The organism is Legionella sp. D16C41, from assembly GCF_048541585.1.
GTDB lineage: Bacteria > Pseudomonadota > Gammaproteobacteria > Legionellales > Legionellaceae > Legionella_C.
Genome location: NZ_CP183303.1, coordinates 257,805 through 274,495, shown reverse-complemented (window position 1 = coordinate 274,495; position 16,691 = coordinate 257,805). Strand labels below are relative to the sequence as shown.

Below are 16,691 nucleotides of genomic sequence, written 5' to 3'. Positions count from 1 at the left end.
AAGAGATAACTTTTAAAGACCTTCATAATGCTACTAGGTTATAACTACCTTAGTTATTTTCAGAATTATGAATTAACTTAGAACTACTTTTAAAGTTAACTCCCTTTAATCTTTTGCATAAGTAATCGTATAGGTTTAGTTAAACGCCAGCTCCTAGATTGTGCATATTGCCTAACGCTAAATTTTAAGGCATTAATTTCTTCATTTAATAATGAAATAGTCTGATTTAAGTTAACTATGTCATTATCTCGTTCAAGTAGGGTTTGATTTAAATTAGCTATGACATCATTGCTCTCTAAGAGAGCTTGCTTTAAGTTAGTGATATTATTATCTTGGCCCATGGAAATTTGCTTTAACTTAGCGATATTATTATCTTGCTCTACAAAAACCTCATTTAAATTTAAAATATTACTATTTTTCTCTAATAAAATTTGATGTAAATTAAAGACACGAAGAGGGGAACTCAGCCAATTAATATCAGAGCGTTTAATTAAATCACCTACTATTTCACTTTGAACAGCATTTTCTATTTCCCAATAATCTTTAATATCATCATTACTTATTTTAAATCCTGCTGCCTCATATGCCGCTAAAATAAAACTCTTATACGTGGGAAGAACAGGATTAGTAATACCAAAACGTGAGACAGAATGAATTAGCATTAACAAACAGCGAAATAACACGAATCCTAAAGCGATAGGCTCATTCCAAGTCCATTCTTTATCTATTGCATGTGGTTTGCCATCTTTATCAATTACTATATTTTGTGGGCTTAAATCAAAGCACTCTCCAGGTAACAATGTATCCAGTGAAAAGGTCAATTTACTCTTAGCTATATTACAATTACCCTCTGTTATAAGTGTTACTAAAATACTCCAATACCGATGTAAAAAGGTGCCTACTTGATTAATATTCCAACCGTCACGTGTAACAATCTTAATAAGCTCTCTGGCTAACAATGTACCATTTACGTAGTCAGCTCGTGGAGACAATGTAAACTGTATTAATTTCCCTTTATGCAACGCTTTAGAAGAACTGTTTTTTAATAAATTATAGTGAAGCTCAATAATATCTGTTTCATTTTTTACAAAAATTGTCTCTTTACAAAATTGACTTACGCGTTGCGTACTATAGTGGTAAGCGAGAATGTCTGGTCTAAAAACTTTCTTCTCAGTATTATGCGCCAGAATCAAAAATGAGTTTGTCATATCAAGAGCGAGATCATTTTGTATGATAGTATGCCAAGCTAATTCCGGTGAGAATGCGAGGAAAAAGGGTAGTTGTAAATCATGTCGTACAGTGCCAGAGATTAAATCAACTGAATTGAAGCTAGAGCAATTAAATCCTGCTTCAGAAACAATAGAAATAGGCAATTTATAATCTGGAAATGGAGCGAAGAAATCTGATCCTGCGAAACCGGCTTGTTGTAAAAGCCTTTTTAAAGTGCTGTAACCATATGTTTGAACCTCCCCTTTTCGATATTGGGATTCAATACCATACATTGACTTACCGATATGATCTTCCGGTGCAGCAGCAAAATATTTAAGTCCTAGCTGATTTTCGATTGCTATAATTAACTTACCATTCGGTTTTAGCATTCCTAAAGCTTGTTGTAACATCGCTAAAGCAGGGTTTTCACCAGGCATAAAAATAGTTGCGTATTCCAGCACACCAATAAGGGTTATAATATCAAATTTTTGACACCAGCCAAATTGGTCGAATTTATTTGTTACAACCTCTACGTTAGGAAGATCACGGGTACGAGAGCGTGCAATCGCAGCGCGTCTAAGTGTACCTTCAAGCGCTAAAACATTAGCGCCACACTCACCTAAGTAACGGGTTATAGCGCCACAACCTGCCCCAATTTCCAATACATCAGCATTTAATAAAAGGTCTTTAAAAGGCCGTAAAATATTAGCTCTAGAACTACTGAGATGATAAATGGATGGCCAATCTTGTTGATATTGGCGTAACTCATTTGAAAGTACTGTAATATCCTTTGCTTGCGCAATGACAGTTGCTAATCTCTGTTCAACTTCGTCACCATCACTATAATCGATACTATTATAATCAGGGAATGACCAAACCTGTGTATCAGAGTGAAGGATATAACCTGCTTGTGTAAGTAGCGATTTCATGAAATTTCCTGCGTAGTTAGCTTAAAATCTAAATTAACAAGTCCAAAAAACTTTTTACAAGGTAATACTTGTAAATGAATAGCATCGTAGCGCCTATCGTGCGGAATAATCTCTTCACCTTCTCGCGTTGCAATTCCTAAAGAAATAAAATAATCACCAGCGCCTAGTGAACAACGAAACGTAGCTTCTGAATGACTTACTTGGCCACTTTTGCCTAATTTTCTAAATTCAACTAGATCAATCATTTCAGTATTAGCGCCAAACACAGTAAGACCTTCTTTCGTTTTAATGGTGATACCCAAAATAGGACACAAAAGATTTGCTAAAAACTGATAGGAGACAACTAATTTAATTAATTGACCAGGCATTATTGAAGCAGGGTAAGGCGCTTTATCAGCTTCTAGATAGAAATCTAGAATCTTAGCTTTTCCATCGCCCCAACGATATTCATGTGGATTATAGCCAGGCCTTGTACAAAAAGTATCTGAAGAATAATTTAAGTTATATGTTGCCTGTTTAGGCAGTGCTTTATCGGCATTGCCTTCTGATAACAGGGCTGCTTCGCCCTTTTTACCAAATAATAAATCCAGGTAGCAATTGACAATATAACGTGGTTCACCAGTTTCTAAAATTACACCTTGATTTAATAAAATAGCTCGTGAGCAATGAGCTACAATCTGCTCGCTTGAGTGAGTTACTAATAAAATGCTAGTACCTTTCTCTTTTAATTGCTTTAAGCGAGCAAAGCATTTTGCCTGAAACTTAGCATCACCTACTGCTAAAGCCTCATCTACGATTAAAATATCTGGCTCTACCTGCGCTTGTACTGCAAATGCTAACTTTACGACCATACCACTAGAGTAGGTTTTCACTGGCTGCTCTAAAAATTGTCCTAAATCAGCAAAGTCAGCAATATCGTCAAAACGATTATCTATTTCAGCTTTTGATAGTCCCAACAAGGCTGCATTTAAATAAATATTTTCACGGCCAGTAAACTCCGGATTAAAACCTGTTCCAAGTTCAAGTAAAGCGGCAATACGGCCTTGGGTTTCAACATGGCCACTAGTAGGGTTAAGCGTACCACAAATAATTTGCAATAGCGTCGATTTACCACTGCCATTACTTCCAATAATACCAACTGTTTCACCTGCTTTTACTTCCAGAGATATGTCTTTGAGAGCCCAGAATTCTTTATAGAAGCTAGATAACTGATTGTTAGAAGTAAAAAATTTAAAGCCAGGAATAAGCTTGACCAATTTTGGTATTAAAAATTGCTTAAGCCTATCACTTGCAGTGTTATAAATTTGATAGCATTTATTTATATTATTAACACGGATACGCCAATCATTAGAGGACATCAGCAAACCCTTTTCTTGTTTTCTGAAACCATATAAATCCTATCCAAGAAAAAGCTAGTGATACAAGTAAATAAATTCCATATAGCTTTATATTCGGTATATTCCCCCAGAATAGCACACTTCTTACGCCCTCAATAGCGGGTGTTAATGGGTTAAATTGCAGCAAGTAACGATAGTTAACTGGTAGAGCTGATAAAGGATAAAAAATAGGTGAAAGAAACATGAGTACGGTTGTAATAATAGCTACTAGTTGGCTGACATCTCTAAGAAATACCCCAAGTGAAGCAATAAACCAGTTTAAGCCCATTGTAATAAATAAAATGGGAAGAATAATCAAAGGCAAAAAGAATATGGTAGGATTCGGTGTGCCAAAAAAGACAAGATAGAAGGCCAACCAAACTAAAAAACTAACAAATGCCTGAAATAAGGCTGCGCCCAAAGTAACCCAAGGGAGGATTTCTAAGGGAAAAACTATCTTCTTAACATAATTAGCATTTGTTAAAATAAGTGTAGAAGCCCGATTAATACAGTCAGAAAATAAATTAAAAACCATTAAGCCAGCAAAAAGAACTAAAGCAAATTCCGTTTTTGAATCGCTTCCTGTATTCCAGCGTGCTTTAAAAACGATACTAAATACAAAGGTATAAATAGCTAGCATAATGATAGGATAGAGAAAAGACCATATCATTCCTAATACTGAGCCTCGATAGCGAGTTCCTATTTCTCGTTTAATTAAAACAAGAATAAGCTCTCTATTACGATAAAGGCTGGCAAACATTTCTCGTAATGAGGTATTAAAGTTTTTCATGTAAATAACGCTGCTTGATTAAATGCTAAACCTTGCTGATCTTTAGCTGAAAGTTGGGGCAAGTTTGAAATAGGCCATTGAATAGATATATCAGGATCATTCCAAATTATACAACGCTCGTGCTGAGGCGCCCAGTAATCCGTTGTTTTATATAAAACTTCAGCTTTATCTGAAAGAACTACAAAGCCATGCGCAAAACCAATTGGAACCCAAAATTGTTTTTTGTTATCGGCACTAATTATTTCACCAACCCATTGACCAAACGTAGATGACGATTGACGAAGATCAACAGCTACATCAAAAATAACACCTGAAACAACACGCACTAGCTTTCCTTGCGGTTGTTGAATCTGATAGTGTAATCCGCGCAGTATACCTTTAGTTGAACAAGAATGATTATCTTGAACAAAATGCGTATTAATACCTGTAATTTCCTCAAAATGACGCTCATTGAAACTTTCAAAAAAAAAGCCACGATCATCACTAAAAATTTGTGGCTCTAATACCATTACATCAGGTATGCTTAAGCGGGTTGCTTTCATTAAACACCTTTAATTATTTTACTTGATCAGGTAATTAGGCTGCTTATAAAGCATTTTTTATCTAAAGTAAATATAAGCGCTTGTCGGTTGACAGCTCACTTTTATATTCTAAAGAAATTTAAACATGTTATTTATATTAGCAACCAAATTTATTTAGTTAATTATTAAATTTTTTTAAATACTTAACACAGCAATAAAATTCATAGTTAAATATAATAAACTTTTTTAAATGGAAATTAATCTAACGCTGTCTATAAAGAACTAAAGCACTCCTCTTAGATATTAGACCTTTATCATACGACCTATAGTAGCAAGTAATGAGCATATATTATTTATAATACTCAACTAATACTCCACGCCATACAGCATACTTGGGTTGGCTTTTGGTGTCAAAAGCTATCTCGATAAAAACTGTTTAAAATTTGTTTAAATAAAAGGCTGAATTTATTAGGAAAAAATAAACCATAAAATTAACTGATTAGCAGCAATATCATTAGAATCATTTTTAATATCTCAAGTATAAAAATTCTATTGAATAAAAGATAGCACTTATTATAACCTCAACGTATTTAGGGTAGCCTTAGCTACTTATGTAATTGATTACCTGTATTTAAGGTACTAATCAAAACCTAAACTTCAGGCGTGGTCATTGGGTAAGCATTAAAGTCGGATAGCAAAAACTATTTTAAACGACTTGGAAAATTAATTACAAATAACGTAAATAAACTTAATTAATTATTTATAGAGGATGTTATTATTATAATTTTAATTTATTATTTATTTTAATAAAAATAATATTAATAGTTAGGCATAAGGCATGGTTTTCTTCTTTATTTTTTATTCCCGCTATTACCTGTATTTTTCTAATTATCTATCCTTAAAACCCTTATTATTAATACTGTCTAGCTTTCTATTTTACAATTGGTTGGGAAAAATCTACGTTATTAATAGAAATAATTATACTCTCATCAATAAATTACGTGATCTTTCAGTCACGAATACTACAAAATTTTTATCTAAGCGCATGATGCGTACTATAAGGCTTGTAAACCTTTTCACTAATTTGAATTTTAATGCAGGTAAATGGCTTTAAGATGAACAAAGTAAATATAAATACGGCTATATCTTCTCTAAAAGACTATAAAACCCAACCTTCTTATCGCCCAGATATCGATGGCCTTCGGGCGTTAGCTATTCTTTCGGTTGTCTTATTTCATGCTTTTCCAACTTTTCTGCAAGGTGGATTTGTTGGTGTTGATGTTTTTTTTGTAATTTCTGGATTTTTAATATCAACCATTATTTTTAAAAATATACAGGGTAATAACTTTTGTTTCATAAAATTTTATACACATCGTATTAAACGTATTTTTCCGGCTTTAATTATTGTTTTACTGGTGTGCTATCTTTTTGGATGGTTTACTTTATTGCCTGAAGAATTTAAGCAGCTGGGAAAGCATATAGCTGCAGGAACAAGTTTTATCCAAAATTTGGTACTTTGGCGAGAAGCTGGATACTTTGATACAGCATCTGAACTTAAGCCACTAATGCACTTATGGTCTTTAGCTATCGAAGAGCAATTTTATATTATTTATCCTTTAATAATTTTCCTTGTTTGGCGATTTAGCTCAAATACACTTATAGGATTTATTATTATTGGAAGCATATTATCATTTAGCTTAAACATTATTGGAGTAGGTGAAAATACATTAAAAACTTTTTTTATTCCACAGACTAGATTTTGGGAACTCTTAATAGGTTCATTACTTGCCTACTTTCAAGTGTTTAATCCTCTATTACCTATCACTAATCAAGTACCGCAAAAAATATTGCAACTATTTTCCTATCAGCAACCCTTTGGCATGCACCAAAAGAAAATTTTGCAAAATCTTTTGTCACTTATTGGCATTTCATTAATCGTCTACGCTACTTTTAGTGTAAATAAAAGTAAGTTATTTCCTGGCTGGTGGGCCTTAATCCCTGTTATGGGCGCCTTTTTACTAATTTTAGCTGGGCCTGGGGCAGTAGTAAATCGTAAAATTTTATCAAATCAGTTGATAGTATTTATTGGCTTAATTAGCTATCCACTATACCTTTGGCATTGGCCGATACTCTCCTATTTGCGGATTGTTGAATCAGAAATTCCTTCAGTAAGTACTCGCATAGTAGCAGTCATTCTAAGTTTTATACTTGCATGGTTAACTTATCGCTTAATAGAAAAACCAATACGCTTTGGTTCTCAAAGTAGTATAAAAATAATAGCTCTTATCCTAAGCTCAGTGCTTCTTGGCTCAATAGGCTTTTATACTTATGTCAAAAGCGGCTTTCCTGCTCGAATGAACCTAGCGATGAGTGAGGAAGAGCTACTTAAGGAAAGAAATCGATATTGGAACGAGTCACAACAAATAGGAGCACCCTTCTCGCCAACTAAAACTAATATTATAGTATTTGGTGACAGTCAAGCGCACGATATCCTTCATGCGTTGAGAAATGAAAAGCGGATTGGTTTAAAGTTCTTTGCATCATCTCATGAGTGTTCAGCATTTTTTAGCGCAAATAAAGGATCTGAAACTACAGAAAAAGATTGTAATCAATTCTTTAATAATTTGATTAGTTCAGAAGAAATTAAGCAAGCAGACGTTTTGATCTATGCACATCAATGGCGCCCAGGTATGGAGGTTGAAAAAAATTACACTTTAGGAGTAAATGAGCTTCGAAAAAAGAACGAAAAAATAACTATCTATTTCTTTGGCCCAAAGCTATACCTCTCCCCTTACGGATCAATCAATACTATTGTAAAGAGCTCTCATCACTTATTAGGAATGAATGAATTCTTACTATCAAAAGTGGTAGCTGACAATGACAACGATTATGTAGAAAAATTAGCTAAGCAAAATAATGTTCAATTTGTTGATGTCAGAAATATTTTTTGTATGGAAGGCTGTGAATTTTATAAATCGAAAAAGTATTCTTATTTCGATTCTAACCATTGGTCTCAAAGTGGTGCTGATTTATTTTTCAAAAAGCTATCAACTACGACTATATTTGATTCAATAGTAAGTAAAAATGTACTAGTAGAATAGCTCTAACAAAAAATTACTATTAATAATAACTTATGGGTGATAATAAATACCTTTCTTTTTATAAACGCCTATATCCTATTGCTTTTTAAATTATTTTTTATTAATAGTTAAGTCTATATTTAACAAATTTAAGCTAAACTTGAGAAGTTAGCAAAGCCTAAACTAAATTTCGCAAATCGACACTAGAACAATACCACTTTGCCTACTAACTTAATGTTCTAACCGCCCTATAAAACACTGATTAATTAACTTTCTGCTAACTTTTTTAATTAACATTTTAAAGTAAAATACTTATAGAAAAATAGCTAGCTGTTAATAGAACTAGCAACGCAACATCATTAACGTTCTTAACGCGGTAGTAGCACACCACCTTGTTGCTTTAAATTTAAGATGAAATTACCTAATTTTCTCCCTAACTTATTTGAAGGCTTCTCAATCCAATGGAACATAAAAGCAGCAATTACAATGACTAAACTAAAATAGATAATTAAAAAACTAAATAGACTAGTTAAATTAAGAGCAATAGGGTATTTAGCTATTAGCAAGTAGAGGATTGGTAAGTGGATTAAGTAGATACTAAAAGAAATTTTACCAAGGAAACGAATGAAAGGTAGATTAAGAAAACCATGCACGTAAGAATTAGACCAAGCATTTATAAACAATAAAATAAAAGAGCATGCGAAAATCTCTGGGAACATCCATGTATGCCAATTGTTATAACCTACCCATTGGCGTGGGCCAAACCCAAACTGCGGAGAGAATTGCATTACAATAATAGCAACAATAAGCAAAAATAATGCGTGTGATCTAGAAAGTATATTAGGAGCATTAATACTTATACGCTCTACGATAAGACCTGCATGAAAAAAAACTAAATACTGTAGAAAAACGGGCTCTCGATAAAAATAGGTAAGAAGCAGTAGTGTTACAAAAAGTAAAGCATTATATAATTTACCACCAAATTGAAAAATTAAAAAAATAAATGGAAAAAAGAAACTACAACATAGCTCTACTTTTAAAGACCATAGTGGTAAGTTAAGACTAATGTCTTTTAATAAAAGATTATGATATAAAGACTTAAGTGATACTTCTCTAACAAGAGTAGTCAAAAAATAAGCCATAATAGTTGTGAACCACATTAACGGAATCAGTCTAAAAATTCGTCTAACAAGATAAGCTAAAAAATCAACTAGGCTAGTAATAGATTCTTTTCTAAGCTGTCGCCCTAAAACCAAGCCACTAATTGTAAAGAAAAGCAAAACAGCCGGCTGTGGATCGCCCAATCCACCAAGCAAAACATTAAGAAAATTAGATTTAGGCGGGTTCATTGAATAAGTAGGGAGAAAAGATGGCAAAATAATAATTAAATAAAGATGGCCAAGTAGAACGGTTATAGCTGCAATCCCTCGTAATGCTTCAATTTCAGGCGAAAAAGAAACCATTCTTTGATTTAGAGACGACTTTAATGAATGCTCCATGGACTTATTATCTCTTTAATTATTCTTTGCAGATTGCCTAAGGATCCTAATAAATTAGAGCAATTATACTCTTCAATTATTAAATTAAAAGCCAGAGTTAAGAAAATTAGAGTTATGGTAAACAAAATATCAAATAACTAGCAATTAGTTATGAGTACTTAAAAGCAAAGTATAGATTTTAATTATGAAATCTGCTCTTTACTGCTGATAATAGGACAATTTATTATATCGTCTGCTACAGTAACGCAGTATTTAATGACTACATCAAGTAGATTAATACAATGTTTATTCTTTATTTAAACAATTTTCAAAAATTTAACCTATTACCGCTTAATTAAAATGAAAGATAGCTAGCATAGGTATTTTTTGCAGATTTATTAGGAGATATAGGTGAAAGGTATCAATAACCAACAGTTTAGTAGAAATATCATACATTTATTTACTGCCTTTTACTTAACAGCTTTGATAGTAGTTTTCTTTGCAATTATTGTTTATAACCTATATAGCTTCTTTGCTTCAAATAATGGAATTCATGAAGATTTATCTACTTTACTATTAGATCAGTACGTCTCGAAAGTATATTCTAAAAATAATGAAAAATTTTCATTTAACTGTACTTTACTTTTAATGCCGCTTATTGCATATCTCAGTATTTTAATTACAAAAAATTTCACTAAAAAAATTACTTTTAAAAATATAATTATTGTGAATTACATAATTTGTATATTGATATTTGCTGCTTTAATAATATGCTTTTATAAATCAGAATATTTTATGTATCTAAGCCCTAAGAGCCTTTCTAAAAAGAAAATAATTTTTCTATTTATAGGGGGGTACGCATTAATCCTTCTATTAGCAAATAATTTCTACTTAAACTTAAAATATCGAAAATTTTTATTTTCTTTTTTCTTCCTTATTAGCTGTTTACTAGTTTTTTTTCAAACCTTCTCTTTTAGAATTGTGAACATAGATTTAGTCGATAAAACTACTGCTTGGGCAGTACACTTTTGCGCTACTTTTTATAGCTTATCACAAGTAGTAGCAGGTAAAACGCTTCTTAGCGATCTCCCTGCTCAATATGGGTTATATAGTGAAATTCTGGCGCCAATTTTTAAAATAATAGGCTTAAGTATTTTTAAATACACTTTTGTTTTGGGCATTCTGCATTTTGCTGCACTATTATCTTTATTGGTTGTCTATTGGAAAGTACAAAAAAATAAATATATTTTTTTATTTTACAGTCTAACGCTTTGTTTAACGACAGGTTTTACCTGGCATTTTATTAAAAGCGCAGTTTGGGAGCCTTATTTTCAATATGATCCAATTCGATTTTTCTTTCCGGCTATTTCTCTTCTTTTACAATATAGGTTAATACAAAAGCCAAGTGAAAAGCTTTCATTAATTATAGGCGTATTTAGTGCTGTTTCTATGCTCTGGAATTTAGAAACAGGCATTGCTATTTTTGGAGCGTTCCTATCCTACATCGGCTCTTACATTTTATTCCCGTCAGTATTAATTAATAAGAAAAGAGCTGTTTATCTAATTATGCATCTTATAGCGTCTTGGACGCTTACGCTTCTTATATTTATTAGTTATCTATATATTAAGTCAGATCATGGAATAGATTTATCTCAACTTTTTAAATATCAGAAAATTTTTTATAAAACTGGTTTTATGATGTTACCATTACCTCTTTCACCAGATCCTTGGCAAATAATTTATGGTATATATTTATTTGGTATAGTAGGCGCTTTATATAATTGGAAAAGACAAAGCCGTAGCAAATTATGGGAAATTATTTTTTTCTTAAGTATTTTAGGGCTAGGTTTATTTATCTATTATCAAGGTCGGGCCCATGTAAAAGTACTTATTTTGGTATCTTGGCCAGCTATTTTTATTGCATTTTCCCTGCTTGATTTTTTATTCAGATTAATTTATTTACAACTAATACCAAGAGTATATTTATTATTATCTATTCCCATCTTATCTTTTTCTTTCCTTACTGCAGCAGAGTTCTTTAAAGGTATACCTTTGCTCTATCAATCAGCGAAAAAAAACTTTTCCTATTATTACAGTAAGAACAATTACGATACAGAAACGAAAAGAAATTTAGAATTTATTAAAAAAAACTCTCCTAGCAAAAATATATTAATTTTAACTAGTAACCAAGCTATTTATTATGGCGAATTAGGTTTTACCTCACCTATAAATGGGCCAGGCTCAGCTGAAATAATTTTAAAGGAAGATTTAGAAAAACTTAAAAAGAATATATTGCAGCAAGAATCATTTTTCTTTCAACCTGAAATAAATAATTTAATTCCATTAAATGATATATTAGAAAACTTTTATGTTGTAACGAAAAATGATGATAATATTATACTTTATGCAAGAAAAAATACTTGATAAATCATTTTTTTTTAATGTAATTAAAATTAATCTGGTATTTATAAAGCAAACTATTTTCATTGAATTGTTTGATAGCGAATGTCTTGTTTAAATAGGTAATTGCTTAAGCAATATCTTTAAATTAAGAATATTTTTGTCAACTTCTCTCAGAAAGTCTATTTCAATGTAGCTATAGTGCCTGGATGAAAATAGATTTCTGCTTGCGAGGAAAGAGCATCTTTAAATTGATGCCCTTGTATGATCAGTTGTAATTAAAAGAATAATAGCAAAGATCGTTGTTTAACTAGATAACTATAAAGCATACTAATCTCTAAAATTCTCATACTGCAGTGGTATCTTAATATCTGATTTTTTCAGCAACGCAATTGTTTCTTGTAGATCATCGCGTTTTTTACCCGTTACCCGTATTTTCTCTCCTTGAATGGAGGTTTGTACTTTAACTTTACTATCTTTAATGAGTTTAATAATTTCTTTAGCGGTAGGTTGATCTATGCCTTGCTTAAATTTCATATTTAAAGAATAGGTTTTGCCACTATGAACAGGCTCATCTTCAATCTCTACACCCGCTGCACTAACATTACGCTTAGTGCAATGGTTGCGAAACATATCTTCTAATTGTCGAACCTGAAATTCTGACTCAGATTTTAGCGTAACCGTTAGATCATTGAGCTCAACGCTGGATTGTACACCACGAAAATCAAATCGTGTTCCCATTTCACGGCTAGTATTTTCAACCGCATGTCGTAATTCAACAGTATTTATCTCTGAAACAATATCGAAGGATGGCATAATTTTCCTAAGAAATTTTTTGCCTTATGGTATCAGGATATGCATAACTTGAAAATTATCTTAATTAGAAAGACTCTACAAAATTTAGAATCTGTTGATAATTGGTTTTATAACATAGACTAATTAAATAAACTTAACGCTTTAACTTATCTTATAATACAATACATTAAATATTTTTTTGGAGTATTGATGGTTGATATTGCTGTTATTGTGAATAGCCGAGCTAAGAATGCCAATCAACTAGATAGCTATTTAGAAGGTTTGGCTAAGCATCAACTTACCTATCAGCTCTATAGAACAAGCCCAAAAAATTTAGAACAAACTATTAAGCAGTGCCGCTTAAATTATCCTATTTTATTAGTTGGCGGTGGCGATGGTACTATTCGAACGGCAGCGCAATGGTGTGCTAACACTAAAACTATTCTTGGGGTTTTACCTTTAGGAACCTTAAATCATTTTGCAAAAGAATTAAATCTACCATCTAGCGCAGATGAATTAGCGTTGGCTATAAAAAACAAAATCACTAATTTAATTGATTGTGCTGAGATAAATGGCAATATTTTTATTAATAATTCCTCAATAGGGTTTTATCCTAAGCTTGCTGAGAGGCGAGATTATTATACGAAATTTTATAATAAGTGGTTAAGCTATATTCCAAGTTTTATCCAAGCCTTGTTTTATCATCGCACCTACTCACTTGTCATTAAATGTCCTGATTTTAAGCTTTCATTAAAATCGTCTTTTTTTATGATTAGTAATAATCTTTACTCTTATGAATTTCCACTTTCATTCACGCGTGACACTTTTAACGAGGCGATTTTAGGGATGTATTATTTTAAACATGGTAAGCTGCGCTTATTTGAAATTTTACGTGCTCTATTTACGAAAAAACATAATTTCGAAATCAAACATACCAAGGGCCCTATTGAAGTGACTATTCATCGTAAAAAAATAGTAACTATTTCTTTAGATGGTGATACCTTACAAGTCAATACTCCTTTAACGTATAAAAGTTTACCCAAATCTCTTATCTTGCTGGTAAAAAAATCATGAAAATAATTCACATCTCTGATCTGCACTTTGGTATGCATGATGAACATATTTTAGCTGCATTTATACAGGATATAATGGCACACAAGCCAGATATAATGATTATTTCAGGTGACTTAACCCAGCGTGCTAAAATTTCACAATTTAAACAATTTAAAGAATTCTTTAACCAATTACCAAAACCTGTATTTATAGTACCTGGCAATCATGATATCCCACTATATAATACTTTAGCGCGCCTACTCTACCCATTCGAAAATTATAAACGTTATGTTACACCTGATTTAACAGTAACTTTCAGCAATCAAGATATTAGAATCTTAGGCGTTAACAGCGTTCATCCTTACTATATTAAAGATGGCAGGCTCACGCACAAATTATTACTAACAATTAAGCAATACTTTGATAATGAGGATGAAAAATTAAATATCTTATTCTTTCATCACAACTTTGATTACCTTGAAGGCTTACATAAACCTTTAGAAAATGACCAAGAATTTTTGTATTACTTAAAAGATAGCGCTATTAATATTGTCTGCACCGGGCATCTACATTATGCCCACTTGGGATTAATTGAAAAAAATAATCATTATCCTTGCTTGGTTATGCATGCAGGCTCATTAATGTGCCAACGCAGTAAAGATGGCTTAAATAGTTATTATATACTGGAGAACAATAAGCAATCCTGTACCATCAATTGGCGTGTTTTTAGTGAGCAACGCTTTATGACAAAATCAGTGCATTACATCGATTTTGCAAAACAAAATGCTCTCTTAAAAAGTGTTATGCAGCCAACAGAAATATAGTTAAGTATTTAAATGAAAAAGCTGTTGAAAGTCAAAACTCAATTGACTCGAATTTCCTTTCAAGCGTAATATCAAATTATAAAAAGTTTAGTTAATTGCGTTTTGATACTTGAACTAAAAATACTCGCACCGGATAAAAGTGAGAAACGTCTTTTAACACTCTGCCAATGTCCTGCGGCTCATGCATAAAATTTAGTGATCGAGTCACCATGCTGTAGCTTGCCTGTAGACAAGCTACAGGACGTTGGCCTGGCAGAAGGTTTTTTTACAAATCTTCGCTTTTTGTCCTTTATAACGCTTAAAATAACAAAATTGGAATCGGAAATGTTCTTCTCATCAAAATTAGTAACTAATCCAAAATTACTTTCACCTAAAATTATTTTACTAATGGGCGGACCTGGTAGTGGGAAAGGCGTTTTAGCAAAAAATTTGCCAAAAATTAATCACTTTTCAATTGGTGAGTCCCTACGAGGCATCATTAATAATCCCACTCATCCAAAATCACAAGTCTTTAAGCAACAAATGGAACAAGGTAAATTATTAAACGATCAAGATATTATTGAGGTCATGCAACAAGCAGATGTATTAAAAGAAACCAAGCCTATATTATTAGACGGCTTTCCAAGGACATTAAACCAGTGGAATATTTTTAAAAAAACTTATGGCCATCCTTCTGCAGTTATTGATTTAAATGTTAGCGAAGAAGTCATGCAGAAGCGCTTAGCAGGTCGTGGCAGAAAAGATGATCAAGCAGCAGTTATTAATTATAGAATTGCAGATTATCTTAAAAATACTCGTCCCATGGCAAAACAAATTCTAGCTGAAGTAAATAATACTTTAAGTGTCAATGCCTCTAAATTAAACCCAACCGAAGTAGCAGAAATTGCTGAATCTTTTCTGCAAGCTAAAAAGTTATATTTACCAGAAGAGCCGATAGTAGCCTCTACTGTAAAACTTTAAACTTTATTAATAAAGCTCTGGGTAAATAATAGAGTTTTATGCTCTGCTTGCCAAATCCCTTCTTCATTTAGTGCCAAGGAGAATTAAAATGTTTAGTGGCTACTATTACTTACTAGACACTGAATACTTCAGCATTTGCATGCTTTTATGACCAGCTATTATAAATTACGCTTAGAAATTATTTTCTCATACGCTATTGCAAACCCACATATTTTCTGAGGCTTGCTCATGGAAATCAATTGCCTTGCCCCAAATCAATTTTACATATAAATAATTTTGATGCATTACATCAAGCTTGCTTAGCAGGTATTGGCTTGTTTTTAACAGGTAATACCTTAGTTAAGCATTGCTTGACAGTGGTGAGCTAATTTAAGTATTGCCGCAATACCAATTTAAGCGATATGAAATTTTTATCGCGCTTACAGTTACGAATTACCTAAGATCATAGTTTTGCTTAATTTTTTACTAAAAGACTCTATTTATAAGCAAAATATTAAAATAATTACTTTTAATGATAAACCCTTAAAGAATTTGTTAAGGCTCAGGGCCAAAACTAATTCTTTCTTCTGGACTATCTTTAGTATTCCTAAAAATCATATCGCTTAATGCTTTACCTAATATTTCATTTTCTGTAGAGGCTGGTGGAAAAAAACTAATACTAGTTTTGGGGTTTTGATAATTTTTATTATTAATATTTGCATCCGATACACAAAAGCGATTTATCTCACGTAGTTCCTCGGATATCAGCGCAATAGTATTATTATTTTGATTTTCAGCAAAGCATCTTTTAATTTCATCATTTAAAATTTTTGGCTCTGCCCAGGTTGCTAGTAATAGTAGTGTATTAAATGCTTCAATTCTCCTAGACCGCTCCTCTTTTTCAGGCGTTTGCTCAAAAATTTTATGAATATCCTTAATAATTTTTTCTTTTTGTTCTACATATGTCTCTACACTATTAAGCCTAGTCATTTACTACTCCTCCTGGTTTTAACTTACTTATCAACCCAAACTGCAGGAATATTTAACACACAGTTCGTAATAGACTTTATCTGTTATTATGTTTGACAGCAATACCCCGTGAATAAAAAATATTTGAGATAAAGTGTAGAGAAGTTACTTAATTTTTACAGCGTTACTTCTTAAAACTAAATGATGATGTTATCTATTAAAATTTTTCCCATTTTAATATTTTTAGGAGGAGTTGAATGTCATGCAAGATCATTTAAGGTAGGTAAATTTTTATTAAAAGAATTAATTTATTTAAAGTAGAGCCATC

12 protein-coding genes are annotated in these 16,691 nt (G+C 32.0%); 5 read left to right on the top strand and 7 right to left on the bottom strand.

The features are described from left to right. Window positions 1–95 precede the first annotated feature (95 nt). Genes ACNVED_RS01225 through rfbC form a run of 4 tightly spaced genes read right to left on the bottom strand, consistent with a single transcriptional unit; the run spans window position 96 to window position 4,846 of the window. On the bottom strand, window positions 96–2,138 hold the full coding sequence (locus ACNVED_RS01225; RefSeq protein WP_419419958.1) for a methyltransferase domain-containing protein: 2,043 nt from the start codon (window positions 2,136–2,138) through the stop codon (window positions 96–98). Next, complete coding sequence (locus ACNVED_RS01220) at window positions 2,135–3,496, bottom strand: ABC transporter ATP-binding protein (RefSeq protein WP_419419957.1); 1,362 nt, start codon at window positions 3,494–3,496, stop codon at window positions 2,135–2,137. Before ACNVED_RS01220 ends, ACNVED_RS01225 begins: the two co-directional genes overlap by 4 nt. After that, window positions 3,486–4,304, bottom strand: coding sequence for an ABC transporter permease (locus tag ACNVED_RS01215; protein WP_419419956.1), 819 nt, complete (start codon window positions 4,302–4,304; stop codon window positions 3,486–3,488). The genes ACNVED_RS01220 and ACNVED_RS01215 overlap by 11 nt, the downstream gene beginning before the upstream one ends. Then, window positions 4,301–4,846 (bottom strand): dTDP-4-dehydrorhamnose 3,5-epimerase, encoded by a 546-nt coding sequence (gene rfbC / locus ACNVED_RS01210; RefSeq protein ID WP_419419955.1) that lies wholly within the window; start codon window positions 4,844–4,846, stop codon window positions 4,301–4,303. Before rfbC ends, ACNVED_RS01215 begins: the two co-directional genes overlap by 4 nt. A 1,094-nt stretch (window positions 4,847–5,940) precedes the next feature. Between rfbC and ACNVED_RS01205 the strand changes: the two genes are divergently transcribed. Beyond that, window positions 5,941–7,926: an acyltransferase family protein gene (locus ACNVED_RS01205; RefSeq protein ID WP_419419954.1), complete on the top strand. Its 1,986-nt coding sequence runs from the start codon at window positions 5,941–5,943 to the stop codon at window positions 7,924–7,926. A gap of 347 nt (window positions 7,927–8,273) precedes the next feature. Here the strand turns inward: ACNVED_RS01205 and ACNVED_RS01200 are convergent, their stop codons facing one another. Further along, window positions 8,274–9,404, bottom strand: coding sequence for an acyltransferase family protein (locus ACNVED_RS01200; RefSeq protein ID WP_419419953.1), 1,131 nt, complete (start codon window positions 9,402–9,404; stop codon window positions 8,274–8,276). Between the two features lie 960 nt (window positions 9,405–10,364). Here ACNVED_RS01200 and ACNVED_RS01195 point away from each other — a divergent pair. Continuing rightward, window positions 10,365–11,807, top strand: coding sequence for a hypothetical protein (locus ACNVED_RS01195; RefSeq protein WP_419419952.1), 1,443 nt, complete (start codon window positions 10,365–10,367; stop codon window positions 11,805–11,807). 306 nt (window positions 11,808–12,113) lie between these two features. Here ACNVED_RS01195 and ACNVED_RS01190 read toward each other — a convergent pair whose 3' ends face one another. After that, window positions 12,114–12,599, bottom strand: coding sequence for a YajQ family cyclic di-GMP-binding protein (locus ACNVED_RS01190; RefSeq protein ID WP_419419951.1), 486 nt, complete (start codon window positions 12,597–12,599; stop codon window positions 12,114–12,116). Window positions 12,600–12,788: 189 nt separating this feature from the next. Here ACNVED_RS01190 and ACNVED_RS01185 point away from each other — a divergent pair, with 189 nt between their 5' ends. From ACNVED_RS01185 to ACNVED_RS01175, 3 genes are all read left to right on the top strand, one after another. Further along, window positions 12,789–13,652 (top strand): diacylglycerol/lipid kinase family protein, encoded by an 864-nt coding sequence (locus tag ACNVED_RS01185; RefSeq protein ID WP_419419950.1) that lies wholly within the window; start codon window positions 12,789–12,791, stop codon window positions 13,650–13,652. Continuing rightward, window positions 13,649–14,455 (top strand): metallophosphoesterase family protein, encoded by an 807-nt coding sequence (locus tag ACNVED_RS01180; protein ID WP_419419949.1) that lies wholly within the window; start codon window positions 13,649–13,651, stop codon window positions 14,453–14,455. Before ACNVED_RS01185 ends, ACNVED_RS01180 begins: the two co-directional genes overlap by 4 nt. A gap of 324 nt (window positions 14,456–14,779) precedes the next feature. Continuing rightward, window positions 14,780–15,415, top strand: coding sequence for a nucleoside monophosphate kinase (locus ACNVED_RS01175; RefSeq protein WP_419419948.1), 636 nt, complete (start codon window positions 14,780–14,782; stop codon window positions 15,413–15,415). A 534-nt stretch (window positions 15,416–15,949) separates the two neighbouring features. On the opposite strand, the gene ACNVED_RS01170 is transcribed toward ACNVED_RS01175, so the two are convergent. Further along, complete coding sequence (locus ACNVED_RS01170; protein ID WP_419419947.1) at window positions 15,950–16,384, bottom strand: hypothetical protein; 435 nt, start codon at window positions 16,382–16,384, stop codon at window positions 15,950–15,952. Window positions 16,385–16,691 lie beyond the last annotated feature (307 nt).

What these genes read in the sequence shown, in the direction of transcription:
- ACNVED_RS01205 (WP_419419954.1), top strand. Translation starts at nt 5,941, where the DNA reads ATGAACAAAGTAAATATAAATACGGCTATATCTTCTCTAAAAGACTAT.
- ACNVED_RS01190 (WP_419419951.1), bottom strand. Translation starts at nt 12,599, where the DNA reads ATGCCATCCTTCGATATTGTTTCAGAGATAAATACTGTTGAATTACGA.
- ACNVED_RS01225 (WP_419419958.1), bottom strand. Translation starts at nt 2,138, where the DNA reads ATGAAATCGCTACTTACACAAGCAGGTTATATCCTTCACTCTGATACA.
- ACNVED_RS01185 (WP_419419950.1), top strand. Translation starts at nt 12,789, where the DNA reads ATGGTTGATATTGCTGTTATTGTGAATAGCCGAGCTAAGAATGCCAAT.
- ACNVED_RS01220 (WP_419419957.1), bottom strand. Translation starts at nt 3,496, where the DNA reads ATGTCCTCTAATGATTGGCGTATCCGTGTTAATAATATAAATAAATGC.
- rfbC (WP_419419955.1), bottom strand. Translation starts at nt 4,846, where the DNA reads ATGAAAGCAACCCGCTTAAGCATACCTGATGTAATGGTATTAGAGCCA.
- ACNVED_RS01180 (WP_419419949.1), top strand. Translation starts at nt 13,649, where the DNA reads ATGAAAATAATTCACATCTCTGATCTGCACTTTGGTATGCATGATGAA.
- ACNVED_RS01200 (WP_419419953.1), bottom strand. Translation starts at nt 9,404, where the DNA reads ATGGAGCATTCATTAAAGTCGTCTCTAAATCAAAGAATGGTTTCTTTT.
- ACNVED_RS01215 (WP_419419956.1), bottom strand. Translation starts at nt 4,304, where the DNA reads ATGAAAAACTTTAATACCTCATTACGAGAAATGTTTGCCAGCCTTTAT.
- ACNVED_RS01170 (WP_419419947.1), bottom strand. Translation starts at nt 16,384, where the DNA reads ATGACTAGGCTTAATAGTGTAGAGACATATGTAGAACAAAAAGAAAAA.
- ACNVED_RS01175 (WP_419419948.1), top strand. Translation starts at nt 14,780, where the DNA reads ATGTTCTTCTCATCAAAATTAGTAACTAATCCAAAATTACTTTCACCT.